The 15,528-nt window shown below is 73.5% G+C and carries 12 protein-coding genes; 4 read left to right on the top strand and 8 right to left on the bottom strand.

Annotated features, from left to right (window positions below):
* The first annotated feature begins 12 nt into the window (after positions 1-12).
* Positions 13-897 (top strand): polysaccharide deacetylase family protein, encoded by an 885-nt coding sequence (locus OG948_RS44060; protein ID WP_331770618.1) that lies wholly within the window; start codon positions 13-15, stop codon positions 895-897.
* A gap of 78 nt (positions 898-975) precedes the next feature.
* Here OG948_RS44060 and OG948_RS44055 read toward each other — a convergent pair whose 3' ends face one another.
* Positions 976-1,695, bottom strand: coding sequence for a response regulator (locus OG948_RS44055; RefSeq protein WP_331770617.1), 720 nt, complete (start codon positions 1,693-1,695; stop codon positions 976-978).
* Complete coding sequence (locus OG948_RS44050) at positions 1,692-3,320, bottom strand: sensor histidine kinase (protein ID WP_331770616.1); 1,629 nt, start codon at positions 3,318-3,320, stop codon at positions 1,692-1,694. The genes OG948_RS44055 and OG948_RS44050 overlap by 4 nt, the downstream gene beginning before the upstream one ends.
* A gap of 257 nt (positions 3,321-3,577) precedes the next feature.
* On the opposite strand from OG948_RS44050, the gene dctA reads away from it, so the two are divergent.
* The 3 genes from dctA to OG948_RS44035 are packed head-to-tail and all read left to right on the top strand — an operon-like array spanning position 3,578 to position 6,943.
* The gene (gene dctA, locus OG948_RS44045) at positions 3,578-5,035 is read left to right on the top strand and encodes a C4-dicarboxylate transporter DctA (RefSeq protein WP_331770615.1); all 1,458 of its coding nucleotides are present in this window, start codon (positions 3,578-3,580) and stop codon (positions 5,033-5,035) included.
* Between the two features lie 43 nt (positions 5,036-5,078).
* On the top strand, positions 5,079-6,188 hold the full coding sequence (locus OG948_RS44040) for a sensor histidine kinase (protein WP_331770614.1): 1,110 nt from the start codon (positions 5,079-5,081) through the stop codon (positions 6,186-6,188).
* On the top strand, positions 6,185-6,943 hold the full coding sequence (locus tag OG948_RS44035; protein WP_331770613.1) for a response regulator transcription factor: 759 nt from the start codon (positions 6,185-6,187) through the stop codon (positions 6,941-6,943). Before OG948_RS44040 ends, OG948_RS44035 begins: the two co-directional genes overlap by 4 nt.
* 69 nt (positions 6,944-7,012) lie before the next feature.
* Here OG948_RS44035 and OG948_RS44030 read toward each other — a convergent pair whose 3' ends face one another.
* Genes OG948_RS44030 through OG948_RS44005 form a run of 6 tightly spaced genes read right to left on the bottom strand, consistent with a single transcriptional unit; the run spans position 7,013 to position 15,469 of the window.
* Positions 7,013-7,801: an FkbM family methyltransferase gene (locus tag OG948_RS44030; RefSeq protein WP_331770612.1), complete on the bottom strand. Its 789-nt coding sequence runs from the start codon at positions 7,799-7,801 to the stop codon at positions 7,013-7,015.
* Positions 7,798-8,007 carry a Trm112 family protein gene (locus OG948_RS44025; protein ID WP_331770611.1) on the bottom strand — a complete coding sequence of 70 codons (210 nt, stop codon included), beginning with the start codon at positions 8,005-8,007 and terminating at the stop codon, positions 7,798-7,800. Before OG948_RS44025 ends, OG948_RS44030 begins: the two co-directional genes overlap by 4 nt.
* Positions 7,997-8,926: a hypothetical protein gene (locus tag OG948_RS44020; protein WP_331770610.1), complete on the bottom strand. Its 930-nt coding sequence runs from the start codon at positions 8,924-8,926 to the stop codon at positions 7,997-7,999. Before OG948_RS44020 ends, OG948_RS44025 begins: the two co-directional genes overlap by 11 nt.
* A 2-nt stretch (positions 8,927-8,928) precedes the next feature.
* Positions 8,929-9,648 carry a class I SAM-dependent methyltransferase gene (locus OG948_RS44015; protein WP_331770609.1) on the bottom strand — a complete coding sequence of 240 codons (720 nt, stop codon included), beginning with the start codon at positions 9,646-9,648 and terminating at the stop codon, positions 8,929-8,931.
* Positions 9,645-11,030: a condensation protein gene (locus OG948_RS44010; protein WP_331770608.1), complete on the bottom strand. Its 1,386-nt coding sequence runs from the start codon at positions 11,028-11,030 to the stop codon at positions 9,645-9,647. Before OG948_RS44010 ends, OG948_RS44015 begins: the two co-directional genes overlap by 4 nt.
* Positions 11,027-15,469, bottom strand: a complete 4,443-nt coding sequence (locus OG948_RS44005) for an alpha-(1->3)-arabinofuranosyltransferase family protein (protein ID WP_331770607.1) — start codon at positions 15,467-15,469, stop codon at positions 11,027-11,029. Before OG948_RS44005 ends, OG948_RS44010 begins: the two co-directional genes overlap by 4 nt.
* Positions 15,470-15,528 lie beyond the last annotated feature (59 nt).

Below are 15,528 nucleotides of genomic sequence, written 5' to 3'. Positions count from 1 at the left end.
GAGGACGGCACGATGGACGTGGGCCGACGTGTGGTGTTGGCGGCTGCCTTGGGCGGGCTGCTGGTGGGGTGTTCGGAGTCGGGGAAGTCCGCGTCGCCGACGACGACGGCACCGCCGGCCCCGGCGGCGGCTCGACCGATGCCCGCGGATCCGGACCCGAGCCGCACCGCCGGCCCGCCGCCCGCCGGTCCCACCCGGGCGGAGATCGTCGCCCGGTACGGCCGGCAGGCGCCCACCGGTTGGGGCCTGGAGGTGCCCGGATCGTTGTCCCGGTTGCCGGGCACCGCAAAGGTGGCCGCGCTCACGTTCGACGCGTGCGGTGGCAAGGGTGGCAGCGAGTACGACAAGGCGCTGGTCGACTTCCTGCGGGAACGCTCGATACCGGCGACCCTGTTCGTGAACTCCCGATGGGTCGACGAAAACCTTTCCACGCTCCGGCAGTTGGCCGCCGATCCGCTCTTCGAGATCGGCAATCACGGCACCCGCCACCTGCCGTTGTCGGTGTCCGGGCGCTCCGCCTACGGGATTCCCGGCACCAAGGACGCGGGCGAGGTCTACGACGAGATCTGCGGCAACCGGGCCAAGCTCACCGAAGTGCTGGGCCGGCCACCGCGGTTCTTCCGCTCCGGGACGGCCTACTGCGACGATGTCGCGGCGCGCATCGTCACCGACGTCGGCGAACGCTTCGCGGGCTTCCACGTCAACGCGGACGGCGGCGCCACCTTCACCCCGGAACAGGTGCGCAAGGCGATGCGGGGCGTACGCCCGGGCTCGGTCGTGATCGGCCACATGAACCACCCGCGCGGCGGCACCGCCGCCGGGATCCGCCTGGCCGTACCCGAACTCCTGCAGCAGGGCTACACGTTCGTCCGCCTCTCGGACGCCGCCAAGTCCTGACCGACGGGTGACCGCGATACCCGCGAGCGGTGCCGTTTGGCCGCGTCGACCGCGTAGGCGGGGAACTCTCGACCGGGTCTAGCCCGGTGCCGGTGGTTCGGACGCCGTCGGTTGTGGGGTGTGCCAGCGGTAGACGTACTCGGGGCGGCCGGCGCCGCCGTAGCGTGGTTCGCGGGAGACCAGGCGGCGGGCGGAGAGGTGGTCCAGGTAACGGCGCGCGGTCGGGCGGGAGATGCCGAGGGCGTCGGCGAGGTCGGCGGCCGAGGTGACCGCGCCGGTGCCCAGGTGCGCGACGATCGCCTCGAACGTCGCGGCGGCCAGGCCCTTGGGCAGCGGCGGCGCGTCGAAGGTCCGGCGCAGCGCGGCGAACGCCTGATCGACCTCCTGTTGTCCGGTGGCGGTCGGCGCGCTGCTCGGCTCGCCGATCCGGCGGCGGTATTCCGCGTAGCCGTCCAGGCGTTCGCGGAACGCGGCGAACGAGAACGGCTTGAGCAGGTACTGCACCACGCCCAGTGACACCGCCGAGCGCACCAGCCGCAGGTCCCGGGCCGAGGTGACGGCGATGACATCGGCGTCGTGACCCTGGGCACGGATGCTCCGGCACAGGTCCAGGCCGTGCAGGTCCGGGAGGTAGAGGTCGAGCAGAATCAGGTCGACCGGCCGGGTGGACAGCAGGCGCAGTGCCTCGGCGCCGCTGCCGGTGACGCCGACCACGGTGAAACCCGGGACGCGGCCGGTGAAGACCACGTGCGCCTCGGCCAGGACCGGGTCGTCCTCGACGATCAGGGTGCGGATCATGGTTGTTCCCCCGGGCGTTGGGCGGGCAATGCGGGCAACCGGACGGTGAACACCGCGCCGCCGGTGTCGCCGCGGTCGACGTCCACGGTGCCGTCGTGCCGGGCCACCGTGGCGCGGACCAGGGCCAGGCCCAGGCCGCGGCCCTGGGATCCGTAGGCCTCCTTGGTGCTCCAACCGCGCTCGAACACGCGCGCGGTGAGCGGTTCGTCGATCCCGGGACCGCTGTCCGCGACGCGCAGCAGCAGGGCGCCCGCCGCGTCGGGATCCGTGCCGATGGTGACCTGTACGGTGCGCGGCGGCGGCGCGGACACCGCTGCGTCGATCGCGTTGTCGACCAGGTTGCCCACCACGGTGACCAGGTCCCGCGGTTCGAATCGGGCGGCGAGCGCGTCCAGCGGGTCCGCCTCGTCCGCGCCGGCCGGACCGCCGGTCACGGTCAACTGCACGCCGCGTTCGGCGGCCTGCGCGTGCTTGCCGAACAGCAGTGCGGCCAGGGCGGGTTCGTGCACGGCGGCGGTGAGTTCGTCGGCCAGGTCCTGGGCGGCGGCCAGTTCGCCGGTGGCGAACCGGATCGCCTCCTCGCCGCGCCCCAGTTCCACCAACGCGACGATGGTGTGCAGCCGGTTGCCCGCCTCGTGCGCGGACGCGCGCAGCGCCTCGGCGAAGCCCTTGACCTGGTCGAGTTCGCCGACCAGCGCCCGCAGTTCGGTGTGGTCGCGGAAGGTGGCCACCATCCGGCCGTCCCGGCCGGTGGGGCTGATGTTGACCGCGAGCGCGCGAGTGCCGCACAGGTGGATCTCGTCGGTGACGGTGCGGCCGGCGGCGAGTGTTTCGGCCAGTGTGTCGTCCAGGCCCAGGGTCTGCACGCGCCGCCCCTCGGGTGCGGTGGGCAGCGCGAGCAGCCGCAGGGCCTCGTCGTTGGCCAGCACCAGTCGGCCGTTGGCGTCCACCACGATCAGGCCCTCGCGGACGGCGTGCAGGACCGCGTCGTGGTGTTCGTACACGCGCCGCAGCTCGACCGGCCCCAGGCCCAGGGTCTGCCGGCGCAGCCGGTGGTGCACCGCCACGCTCGCCGCGCAGGCCACGACCAGCGCGCCGGCGGCGACCGTGAGCACCAGTGGGACGTCCTCGCCGACCAGCGCGTCGACGCGGCGATTGGTGACGCCGACCGAGACGAGCGCGACGGGGCGACCGTCGGCGCCGGCGACCGGGACGACGGCGCGTACGGAGGGGCCCAGCGAGCCGGTGTAGGTCTCTGTCGAGGTCCGCCCGTGGGCCGCGGCGTCGATGTGGCCGAGGAAGGTCTGCCCGATCCTGGTCGGGTCGGGGTGGGTGTAGCGGATGCCGGCGACGCTCATCACCACCACGAAGTCGACGCCGTTCTCCTTGCGGATCTCCTCGGCCATCGGCTGGAGCCGGGCGGTCGGGTCGGCGGCGGTCGCGGCCTCGGCGAGGCCGGGCGCACGGGCGAGCGTACGCGCCACGTCGAGCGCGCGCTCCCGGGCGGTTTCCGCGCCGGACCGGCGCACGGCGTGCACCGCGACACCGGATCCGGCCGCGACGAGCAGCAGGACGAGGGCGAGCTGCCACAGCAGCACCTGCCGAGCGATGCTCTGGTTGGCCATGCGCGAATTATCACCGGACGCCCCAGCCGTACCGCAAGAGAGCCAGTGGCGGCATTTCATCCGGTTTCCGGCGATTCGGCGGGAATTTAGTCGTGCGCGTAATGCGCGTAATCGACGACGGACACCGGTGCCACGCCAATCTACGTCGCGTAACGCGCTGTTTCGCCGATGTTTCCGCCGCCCGCCCGACCGGGCCAGGCCCCGGTGTCGCAGCGTTCCCGTCCGCTCGACCCGACATCCTCCCCGGGAGGCCCCTCATGTCCCAGGTCACCACCACCGACCCGGCCGCCGGCACGTCCGGCCCACCGCCCGACGAGGCGCCGGCGCGCCGCCCCTGGTACACGCTGCTGTACGTATGGGTCCTGGTCGGCATCGTCGCCGGCGTCGTGGTCGGCGCCGCCTGGCCGCACACCGGTGAGCAGCTTCGCCCGCTGGGCGACACGTTCGTCAACGCGATCAAGATGATCATCACGCCGATCATCTTCGTCACCGTGGTGACCGGCATCGCGGGCGTGGACAGCCTGCGCGGCGCCGGCCGGATCGGCTGGAAGTCGCTGGTCTACTTCGAGGCGCTGACCACCATCGCGCTGATCCTGGGCCTGGTGGTGATGAACGTGCTGCGTCCCGGCGACGGGGTGCACGCCGACGTCGGCTCGATGAAGGTCTCCGAGGCCGCCCAGGGCTACATCGACAAGGGTGAGGCGCAGTCCTGGTGGCACTTCCTCACCGACCTGGTGCCCAGCAGCGTGGTCGGCGCCTTCGCCGACGGCGACGTGCTCAAGGTGTTGTTCTTCGCGGTCCTGTTCGGCATCGCGATCAAGCTGGTCGGGCGTCCGGCGCAGGGCATCGCGATCGGCGTGGAGCGCACCGGCCGGGTGCTGTTCGCGGTGCTGCGGATCGTGATGTACGCGGCGCCGGTCGGCGCGTTCGGCGCGATGGCGTTCACCGTCGGCAAGTACGGGCTCGACACGCTGACCAGCCTGGGCAAGCTGGTGGCGATCTTCTACGGGACGAGCCTGTTCTTCGTCCTGGTGGTGCTCGGCCTGGTGATGGCGGCCATCCGGCTGAACATCCTGCACCTGCTGCGGTACATGAAGGACGAACTGCTGATCGTGCTGGGCACCTCGTCCAGCGAGACCGTGTTGCCCCGGGTGATCACCAAGATGGAGAACCTGGGCGTGCCCCGGCAGGTGGCCGGTCTGACCGTGCCCAGCGGGTACTCGTTCAACCTCGACGGGACCTGTATCTACCTGACGCTCGCCGCGCTCTACGTCGCGCAGGCCACCGACACCCCGCTGTCCATGGGGCAACAACTGAGCCTGGTGGCGGTGCTGTTGCTGACCTCCAAGGGTGCGGCCGGGGTGACCGGATCGGGCTTCATCGTGCTCGCCGCGACGTTGTCCACGGTGGGACACGTGCCGGTGGCCGGGATCATGCTGGTGTTCGGCATCGACAAGTTCATGAGCGAGTGCCGGGCGCTGACCAACGTGTGCGGGAACAGCGTGGCCTCGCTCGTGGTGGCCTCGTGGGAGGGCGTGCTGGACCGGGACCGGGCGCGCAAGGTGCTGGCGGGCGAACCGGTCGAGCCGCTCGCCTCCCGTGACCTGGTCGACGTGATCACCGCGACCGCGCCGATCGAGGAGCCGGCGGTCGCCGCCGGTGGAGTCTCGATCGACAAGCGGGCTCCCGGGGCGCCGGTGGCGACGGCGCACTGAGCGCGGCGCCGCCACCCGCGACCGCGCCGAAGGCGGGTCGCGGGTGGCGGCGTGCCGGCTCCTGATCGCCCTGGATCGGTGGGAGGTACGCCGTCACCCGGTCCGCACCCCGCCGCGGCCGGCCGTGTGGTTGCTGATCGGCCGACTCGCGCTGTTCGCGGCGGCGGCCGGCCTCGACCGCTCCGGGGTTTCCCGGGCGCTGTTCGTCCTGGTGCCGATCACCGCGTACTTCGCCTTCGGCCGGCGGGTCGGTGTGGCGCTGAGCGCGGTGTGCGTGGGAACGATCCTGCTCGGCACCGTGCTGCGGGTGCCCGAGTGGTATCTGCGTACCGACATCGTCACCGACCTGCTGATGTCCGGCCTGGGCCTGGTGCTCGCCGTCGCGATGGCCGCGATCGCGGTGGGCGAGCAGGCCGGTCGGGTGCGGCTGGAGGAGACGTTGGGCGAACTGCGGGATTCGCACGCGCGGTTGGCCGACTACGCGGCCCGGGTGGAGCGGTTGTCGGTGGCCCAGGAGCGCAATCGGCTGGCCCGCGAGTTCCACGACGGACTGGGCCACCATCTCACCGCGATCGCCATCCAGTTGGAGAAGGCGTCGGCGTTCCGCGACCTGGACGCCCGGGTCGCCGAGCGGGCGATCACCGACGCGCGCTGGTCGGCAGGCCGAGCGCTCGAGGAAGTCCGGGTGTCGGTAAGGGCGTTGCGGGACGAGGGCGAGCCGTTCTCACTGTCGGCGGCGCTCGCGGACCTGGTCCGGCACGTCGACGGCGGGCCGGCCAGGGTGACCCTGGACGTGACCGGCGAGGAGCGCGGCTACCACGTCGAATCGCTCACCGCGCTGTACCGGGCCGCACAGGAGGGAGTGACCAACGCGCATCGGCACGCCGACGCCGCACACGTCGCGGTGTCCGCCCGGTACGGCGAACGCGAGGCACGGCTGGTGGTGGCCGACGACGGACGCGGCTTCGCACCCGGCGCCGACCCCGGCGACCGGGTGCCGGGCACCCGGGACGGCTTCGGCCTGCGGGCGATGCGCGAACGGGTCGACCTGCTCGGCGGCCGGGTCGAGGTCGACGCCGCACCCGGGCGCGGCACGGTGGTCACCGTCACGGTGCCGCGCGCTCCGGTGCGCGCCGGGGCGTCGATCCGATGAGCGGCCACGAGGAGGAACCGGTCCGGGTGTTGGTGGTCGACGACCAGGAACTGGTGCGCGAGGGCATCGCCTCGCTGCTGGGCATCCAGCCCGGAATCACGGTGATCGGCGCGGTCTCGGACGGCCGTCAGGCGGTGGACACCGCGTGCGCCGAGCATCCGGACGTGATCCTGATGGACGTCCGGATGCCGGTGATGGACGGCGTCACCGCGGTCGCGCTGCTGAGCGAACGCGCGCCGCTGTGTCGGGTGATCATGCTGACCACGTTCGACGACGACGAGTACGTGGCCGACGCGCTGCGCGCGGGCGCGGTCGGCTACCTGCTCAAGAACCTGCCCTCGGCGCAACTGGCCGCCGCGATACGGCTGGCCCGCGCCGGCGTCGCCCAACTGGACGCCTCGATCACCCGGCGCCTGGCCGCCGGCCCGGCCCGCCCGGAACCGGCGCGTGCCGACGGCCCGGGGCGTCTCGACGGGCCGGCGCGTGCCGACCAGTCGGCGCGCCCCGAGGGGCCGGCGTCGAACCGCGATCGCGCACCGGGGCCGACGCCGGGGCCGGATCCCGACGTGCTGACCGAGCGGGAAACCGAGGTACTGCGACTGATCGCCACCGGATCGACCAACCGCGAGATCGCCGCCCGCCTGTTCCTCAGCGAAGGTACGGTCAAGAACCACATCTCGCGGATCCTGGCCCGCCTGGGCCTGCGCGACCGCACCCACGCGGCGATCTACGCGCACGACCGCGGCCTGCTGTGAGCCCGCCGGTCGGGGGCGTCATGCCCGCCGCCCCCGACCGACGAACCCGCCTGGGGAGCCGCGCGGGGTTCAGCCGGGCGACCCGGGTCCGGCCGGGCCCGGGCGACGTGCCGCCGGCAGGAACAGCACCGAGTTGACATAGCGTCGGCTGAACGGCGCCAACGTGCGGCGCAACAAGCCGCGTTCGGCGACGTGCGCGGTCTCGGCCTGGTGACCGGCGAGGTCGAAGTCGGCCAGCGGAACCCAGCTTCTGCCCGGCAACACCCAGCCGCGATAGTCCAGTTCCGCCAGAAAATCGAGCACCGGCTCCGGCGACCCGATGCGCGCCTCCACCTCGATGAACAGCGCCGGGCGATCGCGCCGCACGGTCTCCAGGGCGCCGTGCAACACGGCCGACTCGCTGCCGTCCACGTCGATCTTGACGAAGGTGACCCCGGTCAAACCGAGATCGTCCAGCCGCACGCACGGCACGTCCAGTGCGCGATCGTGGATCTCCCTGCGGACCAGCGACGAGACGCCGCGATCACCCTGATCCCCCGGGGGCAGCCACAGCGCGACGGTGCCGGTGCCCCGGTCGCCCGCGGCGGCGGCCACCACCCGCACATTGGCGGGCGTACCGGCGTCCAGCAGCCGGGCCAGACGCGGCACCGGCTCCACCGTCACCACCGACTCCGCGCGCCGCGCCAGGCGCCGCGACCACGGCCCGTACCAGCCGCCCACGTCCACCGCCGTGCCGCCGCGCGGCACGAAGTCGGCGATCCGCCGCAACTCGGGTTCGAAGCGCGGGTACAGCACGTCCACCGCGGTGCGGACCAACCTCGGCGACACCCGGGGCGCGAGCCGGGCGGCCAGCGTCATCGGTCGATCCGCAGGCTGATCCGGGCGTGCTCGTCGTCGGAGACGCGGACGCCGGAGGAGGGGAGAAGCTGGGGGATGCCGTCGACGATCGGGTAGCGGCGGCGCAGTCGCGGGTTGTACAAGGCGTCCTCCGGGAGCAGCAGGGTCAGGGGTCCCTTGTCGAGCGGGCAGGCCAGGATTCGCAGCAGCGGATCGTCAGGTTCCATCGGGCGACTCCTCAACCAGGGCGGGGACTTCGGCCGGCGCGGCGGGGGGTTCCTCGTGCCGGGGCAGGACGATCAGGACGGCGACGGCGAGCGTGCCGCCGACCAGGCGCAGGATCAGCCGCAGCCGGTCGTGCGGCAGCGACTCGCCGAAGGCGAGGCTGCCGAGCACGGCGGTGAACAGCGCGGACACCGTGGTGCACACCGGCACGATCAGCGACGCCCGACAGCGTTGCAACGCGGCCTGGGACAAGACCAGTCCGGCCGCGCCGGTGCCGACGAGCAGATAGGGGTGTGGCGTTCGGAGCAGAGCGAGCACCGTGTCGCCGACGCCGTGCCCGGTGAGCCGGCCGGAGACGCCCTTGACGGCCAGCGAACTCACCCCGTACAGCAGGCCCATCGCGACGCCGTACTCGACGCCGGTGGCCGGTGGACGGGACGGGTCCCGGGCCCGACGGCCGGCGGCCAGATACAGCCACAGCCCGGCCGCGAGCGCCGGCAGACAGACCGCCAGGAGCCGGCCGGTCGGGGCGTGGTCGCCGACCGGGTCCGCGTCGCGCAACGAGGCGACGACCATCGCCAGCGCGGCGAGCACGGCGAGCACGCCCACCCGTTCGCGTACGGTGGGCCGTTCGCCCAGGATCACCGAGGACAGCAGGAGCAGCAGCACCAGGCCCGCGACGAACAGGCCCTGCGCCGCGGCGATGGGCAGCGTGCGGTAGACCGCGAGTTGGGCACCGAACCCGGCCGCCAGCGCGAGCGAGCCGGCAAGCCACGCCGGGCTGCCCAGAAGCGAGCGGATCAGCCGCAGCGGCCGACCGGCGGTCAGTGCCGGAAGGTTGCCCAACGCCCGTTTCTCCAGCACGAATCCGGTGCTGTAGAGCACGTTGGCCAGCAGCGCCGCGGCCACTCCCCACCACACGGCTAGACCCGCCGGGCGTGCGCGAGCAGGATCGAGGCGAGCGAGGGGGCCGCGCACGCAACCCGATCCAGCGGCCTGAGTACCCGGGGCACGCCGTGGAACGGCGCCCCCGCGATGCGCACCACCTCGAAGCCGGACGCGGTGAGGAGCTCGCGCAGGGCGCGGGCGGTGTACAGCCGCAGGTGGCCGACCACCTGCGAGCCCGGTCGGCCGTGGATGCCGCGCAGGCTGACCTCGGAGAAGATCGGCTGCACGCCCGCGAGGAGCAGCGCGCGGTTGTACCACGCGGCCAGGTTCGGTGTGGAGAGCATGAGGTGGCCGCGCGGCTTGAGCACCCGGCGCAGTTCGTCCAGCGCCGCGTCCGGATCCACCAGGTGCTCCAGCACCTCGGCGAACACCGCGGCGTCCACGCCGCCGTCGGCCAACGGCAGTCCACCGTCCGTGAGTTCGCCGCGCACCAGGTGGCGCATGTGGTGGCTCGCCCGGCGCAGCGCGTCCTGCGACCAGTCGATGCCCACCAGGGTGTGTCCGGCCGGGGTGGGGCCGGCGAACGAGGCCGCCGAGCCGTCGCCGCACCCGATGTCGACCACCACCGCCGGCCCCGGGCCCAACGCCCGGGCCAGCATCCTGGCCTGGCGCCGGCTGCGCTCGGGGCCGGAGGCGACCGGTACCGCCGGGTTCTCGTAGAACGCGCGCAGGCCGGCGGGGGAGGTGTCGCTCATCGCGAACCCCCCTCGTGCGCGATCGGGTCGGCGACCACGGCCGAGGAGCGCGCGGCCGCCGAGACGGCGGACAGGTAATCCTCGAAGAGGCCGTACAGCTCCCGGCCGGCCGCGTCCGTCAGCAGCGCGCGCGACCAGCGCAGCCCCACATGCAGGCGGCCGAGGGTGCCGGTGGTGGTCACCGTCAGTCCCCGGGGCATCCGGGTGGGCGCCGAGACCCAGACCGCGTTCGCCCGGCCCGCGTCGCCGAAGTCCAGCGGATAGGGGATCCGGCCGAGGTTGCTGAGCAGCGTCGTCGAGGTCCAGGGCCCGAGCGCGCGGCCCAGACCGCGGGTGATCGAGGCCCGCAGGTCGACCGGCAGGAGCGGGGCGGTCAGCAGTGCCGCGCCGCGGCCGAGCGGGGGGCGGGGAGCGGCCCTGAGTGCCTTGGTCCGGCGGGCCGTGCGCCGGAGCAGGGCAAGGATCGTCTCCGGGTCCGGTTCCTTGTCGTACTCCCGGGCGCCGAACGCGACGTCGACCAGTCGGGTGCCGTTGCCGATGGGCATGTCGACACCACGCGGGCGGTCGTCGACCGGCATGGTGATCCGGATCGGCCGGGTCGGCGCGCCGTGCAGCCGGTTCCAGTGGGCGATCATCAGGCAGGTGACCACCAGGAGTTGGTCGTTGACGGTGTACGCGGCGCCGGGTGGACGCGGGGGGAGCGGCAGTTCGCCGAGCACCAGGCCGTTGCCGGCGCGGTGCCCGGCCCCGCGTGCGGGGTCCGGCGCGACCCGGGCCGAACGGGCCAGGGCGGGGCCCGGGTCGAGGATGGCCTGTTCCGGGTCCTCGGCGCAGGCCGGTGCGGCCCGGTCCGAGGTGGGCCCGGTGCCGGCCCCGCCGTACAACTCGGCCGCCGTGGCCAGCACGCGCAGGAACGAGGGCCCGTCGAGGGCGGTGTGGTGGATGCGGCACAGCAGGACGCATCCGCCGGAGGTCGCCGACGAGCGGATCACGTCCAGCCGCACCGGCGGCGACAGGGTCAGCGGAGGTGCCTCGACCAGGGCGAGTGCCCGGGCCCGGGCCAAGGCGTCCGGGCCGGGTGGCGGGAAGCCGACCGGTTCGACGTCGGGGGCGCCGGTGAGCTCCCACTCGTAGCGCCGCCGATACCACCGACCGGGCGCCTCGCGGACCAGGATTCGGGAGTGCCGGCGCAGTGCGGCGCCGAACGCGGCGCGCAGCCTGGCCGGATCCGGCTGACCGGGCAGCCGGATCTCCATGTGCACCGCGATCGGCTCACCGGGCCGCTGACCCTGTCGGGACATCTCGTCGATGTGTGGGAACGGGATCCGGGCGAGGGCCGGCTCGACCGGGTGTTCGCGCCGAGCCGGGCGCACTGCGGTCATGGGTGTTCGATCTCCTTCGTCCTGCCGTCCGACGGGGGTTCCCGATCGGTCGGCGCGGGTTTCCCACCGTCCGGCCGCACCGTCGGCAGCGGCGCGGTGTCGGCCTCCGGGGCCCGGTCGCCGACCGCCGAGGGTTCGGAGCCCGGATCCCGGTCCGCCCGCGCCGGTTTGGCCATCGACACGGGCGTGGTCGCGGCTTCGGGCGGCGCCTCGGAGGATGTGCCCACAGGCGGATACGCAGGCGGCGCGGACGGCGAACGCCCGTGCCTGGGACCGGAAGCCCCGACCCGCAAGCCGCCGGGATCGGGCCCGCCCACCGTCACCAGTGCCGCGCACAGCGCGATCAGCGCGAGCAGTTGCGCGGCCGGCCCGAAGGAGCCCTCACCGCCGGCGATCGGCTCGCCCGCCCCGATCGCCGCCGTGATCCCGGCACCGGCCATCGCCACCAGCGCGATCGGCGTGAGCAGCCGGTGCCGCAGGTGAGCGACCACCGCGAGCGCGAGCACCACCAGCGCGATCGGTCCCGCCACGATGGCGACCACGACGGTCGGCGCGAGCACGCCCAGGATCGGGCCGGGCGGCGGCGGTGCCGCGGGCGGTGCGTCGCTCCCGGCCGAGTCCCGGTTCCGGCGCCGGACGAAGGCGAGCGCGATCAGCGCGGCCAGGGCCACCGCGCCGCCGATCAGTCCGCCCCGGTAGATCCCGCCCGGCTCGTACTCGAGCTCGACGGTCCCGGCCGAACCGGCGGGCACCAGCCAACCCTGCTGCCAGCCGTCGATCCGGACCGGGCGCAGTTCCTTGCCGTGCAGCGTGGCCTTCCAGCCGGAGTTGCGGTTCTCGTACATCTGGAGGTAGGTGGCCTCGCCCGCGCCCATCCGTACCGAGCGGTGGTCGCCGCTCCAGTCGGCGGCGGTGGCCGATCGCGCGGACTGCGGGGCCGGGAGCCGCAGTTGCCCTCGGATCGCGGTCACGTCGGTGATCTGTAGCGGCCCCTGGTTGCCGGCTTCGACCGTGTGCATCCCCGCGCCCAGGGGCAGTACGCCGCCCGGCGACTCGGCGGCGCACAACCGCACCGTCACGGACCGGCGTTCGACCAGGTCGCGCACCGTGCCCGAGGCACTGGTGGCGTGCATGACGCCGTCCACCGCCAACGGCGGTCCCTGCCCGCACGGCAGCGAGAACGCCGCCTTCGGGTCCGGCGGGGGCGTGCGCAGCCGGGCCAACGCCGGGATGTGGATCTCGCTCAATCCCACGGGCAGTTGCAAGCGCTTGTCGGCGAGCGGGTTGTGCACGGTCAGCGGCGCGCCGCGGGTGATCGTGATGGTGATCCGGTCGGTGTCGATCGGCCCGAACCGGGCCAGCCCGTTCTCGTCCACGGCGACGGTCACCGAACCGTTGGGCGAGTCGATCCGGATTTCCTCCGGCCGGGTGGACAATCCGCCGGCCGCCCCCAGCATGATCTCGTCGATGCTCGTGCGATCGGGCCAGTTCAGGTGGATCACCGGTCGGTCGCCGGCGATCCACGCGGTGGTCAGGTCGCCGTCCACGAGGTTGCGCGCGCTGAGCGAGCGGCCGGTGTGGCCGGTCGACTCGGCGGTCGCGGTGACGCGCTTCGCCTGGTCCGGCGCGGCGCCCACCACCAGCCGGTCCAACTCCGGGCCGGGCACCGCGACGGCGCGCAGGTCGAACGCGAAGTCACCGCCCTTGGGGGTCTCGAATCGGCGGTGCAGCCCGTCCTCGGCGGCCACCGGCGAGAGCCCACCGGGGTCGTTGTCCCGGTGCATCGAGTAGACCCCGGTCTCCGCGTCGGAGCGGTCGGCGTCGGTGGGCAGACGCAGCAGCCGGGACACCTGCACACCGGGGATGGCCACCTCGGCGAAGCCCGCGCCGGACAGCCCGGAGCGCGCGGTCCGCACGTCCAGGATGGTGACCTTGAGCCACTTCGCCGCCCCCTGCGGCGCCTTGACCTGCTGCGTCGTGCCCTCGGGGCGCAACAGGCTCTCCTGGGAGCCGCGATCGGTCTCGATCCGCACCCGGGTCGGCGCGGCACGCATGCCGTCGCCGGGCAGTGGGGTGAGCGAGAGCGACGCGGGGATCTCGGTGGGCGCGGTGAAGGCGACCTCGAGCCACTGGCCGGCCGGGGTGCCGGGGCTGCCCTCGGCCCACGCGGTCGCCGGGTCGCCGTCGAAGGCGTTCACCGGGTCGTACTGCGGCAGATGGAAGAGCCAGTTGCCGCTGCTGGAGGCGGTCACCGACGCGGCGCCGCGCAGCACGGCGGTGCTCTGGTGGGCGGCCCCGTCGACGGGCAGGATCTGCTTCGGCGCGGATCCGGGGTTCTGCGTGCTGTCCGGCGGGTTCCGCTCGCCGGCGGTGTACGGGTAGGACGTGTTGGAGTTGACCAGGCCGAAGCGGGTGTCCGCGCGGCGCAGTCCGTCCGCGACGAACTGCGTGCCGGGCCGGTCGATGCCGGGGTGGGCGTCACCGGTGAGCACGGTGGGGCGGTCGCGCAGACCGGGATCGGCGGACAGTTGCAGCAGCGCCTCCGGGCCGCCGCTGAGCAGCGCGGTGTCGGCGACCGCCCGACCGCCGACCCGTCCGGGCCGAGGCGTGCCCGGGGCGGGCTCGTAGATCTCGACGGCCTGCAGGCGGGTGAACAGCCCCTGCACCTGGACCGGCGTGCCCTCGGGGATACGACCGCCGGTGATCAACGGCCCGAAACCGGTGACCCGGTGGTAGCCGGAGGCCTCCAGGGTGCGTTTGACGGTGATCGGCGGCACGTAGCCGATCTGGTCCGGGTCCAGGTCGTTGCGGACCACCACCGCGTACAGACCGGCCCGGGACAGGAAGTCGGCCAGCCCGGGAACCTGGCCGCCGGTGAGCAGGGCCTGTTCCACCGCGTCCGTCATCCGCCGCGCGCCGGGCGTGCCGAACGGGACGAAGTCCCGCTGCGCCCACGGCGAATCGGCCAACGGATCGAGTGGCTGGTCGATCGGCGAACCCCAGGTGTACAGCCCGTGGGCGGTCGCGGGGACCACCAGTGCCCGGCTGTCGGGGGAGTGTTCGTCCAGCCAGTCGGCGGTGTGCCGCCAATGGTCGGGCAGCTTGGTGAAGGCACCCGATTGCAGCACCGTGCCGTTGAGGTACGGCCAGGCCAGGCCGGGCAGAATCAGCAGCGCGGCGAGCGCGGGCGCGAACCGGCGGGCGGGTCGGGGCAGCGCCGGTTCGTTCGCGCTCACCGTGCCGACCAGATGGGTCAGCCCGAGCACCAGCGCCAGGGCCAGTCCGGGTTCGAACTTGTAGATGTTGCGGAACGGGCGCAGCCACCCGTCGAGCCAGTCGCGGGCCGTGCCGTGGAACGGCGCGCCGAACGAACCGCCGTACCCGGCAAGGGCGATCAGCGCCACGATGAGCACGGTCAGGATCAGCCAGCGGCGTTCGGGAAGGTCGCGCCTGGCCAGCCCGGCCAGGCCGAGCGCGGCGGCGAACGCCGAGCAGAGCACGGTGACCACGGCGGTGGCCACCGTCCAGCCGGCCGGCAACCACGGTTCGCCGAAGTTGAGATAGGCCACCCAGTCGCCCGCGCCGCGCAGCAGTTCGGTCGCGGACATCGTGCTCGTGGTGGTCTGGGCCTGCTCGATGTACGGCATGAAGTTCTCGCCGTACACGCCGAGCAACAGCAGCGGGATCACCCACCACGCGGTGGCCAGCAGCGCCCCGGGAATCCACCAGCCGATCAGCGCCCACTTGCCCGGCCCGGCCGGGCGGGTGAGCAGGTACAGCCCCACCGGCAGCAGCGCGGCCAGCGTGGAGGCGGCGTTGACCCCGCCCATGAACGGGATCAGCAATGCCGAACGGGCGGCGGCCGTACGCGGGTTCAGGCGCGGCGAGGTCAGCGGCAGCAGCACCCACGGCAGCAGGGCGCCGGGCAACACCGCGGCCGAGGTGGAGCCGATCACGATGGTGAAGGTCGGCCACAGCGCGTACGCCACCGCGCCCAGCAGTCGGCTGTGCGCGGTGCCCACGCGCAGCCGTTCGGCCAGTCGCAGCGCGCCCCAGAACGCGGCGGTGACGATCAGCGAGAGCCACAACCGCTCGGCGAGCCAGATCGGCAGGTGGATCAGGTCGGCGAGGGCGTAGAACGGCAGGATCGGGAACGCGTAGCCGATGTACTGGTCGGCGATGCCGCCGAAGCCGGCCCGGTCGTGCCACAGGTTGCCCAGGTCGCCGATGAAGCCCCACGGATCGGTGACCACGCCCAGCTTGGTCTCGAAGGTCATCTTTCCCGGCGACACGGCCAGGAACGCGACGAAAACGACTGCCCAGAAGGCCGGCAGCAGGATCCGCCGGCGCGACCGGTCGGCCGGTGGTTCGGCCGGCGCCGGCTCGGCGGGCGGCCGGCCGGGCCGGGCCGGGGGGAGGGACAGGGTCGTCTCAGTCACGAGTGCCTCCTGCGGAGCGCGCGCGATGCCCGGGCGCCGAGACGCCGGCGGCGGGATCG

It is taken from the genome of Embleya sp. NBC_00888 (assembly GCF_045207655.1).
GTDB lineage: Bacteria > Actinomycetota > Actinomycetes > Streptomycetales > Streptomycetaceae > Embleya.
This window is presented reverse-complemented; position numbering and strand designations above follow the sequence as displayed.

Excerpts from the sequence above, each read along its gene's own strand:
- OG948_RS44060 (WP_331770618.1), top strand. The coding sequence starts at position 13 with ATGGACGTGGGCCGACGTGTGGTGTTGGCGGCTGCCTTGGGCGGGCTG.
- OG948_RS44055 (WP_331770617.1), bottom strand. The coding sequence starts at position 1,695 with ATGATCCGCACCCTGATCGTCGAGGACGACCCGGTCCTGGCCGAGGCG.
- OG948_RS44050 (WP_331770616.1), bottom strand. The coding sequence starts at position 3,320 with ATGGCCAACCAGAGCATCGCTCGGCAGGTGCTGCTGTGGCAGCTCGCC.
- dctA (WP_331770615.1), top strand. The coding sequence starts at position 3,578 with ATGTCCCAGGTCACCACCACCGACCCGGCCGCCGGCACGTCCGGCCCA.
- OG948_RS44035 (WP_331770613.1), top strand. The coding sequence starts at position 6,185 with ATGAGCGGCCACGAGGAGGAACCGGTCCGGGTGTTGGTGGTCGACGAC.
- OG948_RS44030 (WP_331770612.1), bottom strand. The coding sequence starts at position 7,801 with ATGACGCTGGCCGCCCGGCTCGCGCCCCGGGTGTCGCCGAGGTTGGTC.
- OG948_RS44025 (WP_331770611.1), bottom strand. The coding sequence starts at position 8,007 with ATGGAACCTGACGATCCGCTGCTGCGAATCCTGGCCTGCCCGCTCGAC.
- OG948_RS44015 (WP_331770609.1), bottom strand. The coding sequence starts at position 9,648 with ATGAGCGACACCTCCCCCGCCGGCCTGCGCGCGTTCTACGAGAACCCG.
- OG948_RS44010 (WP_331770608.1), bottom strand. The coding sequence starts at position 11,030 with ATGACCGCAGTGCGCCCGGCTCGGCGCGAACACCCGGTCGAGCCGGCC.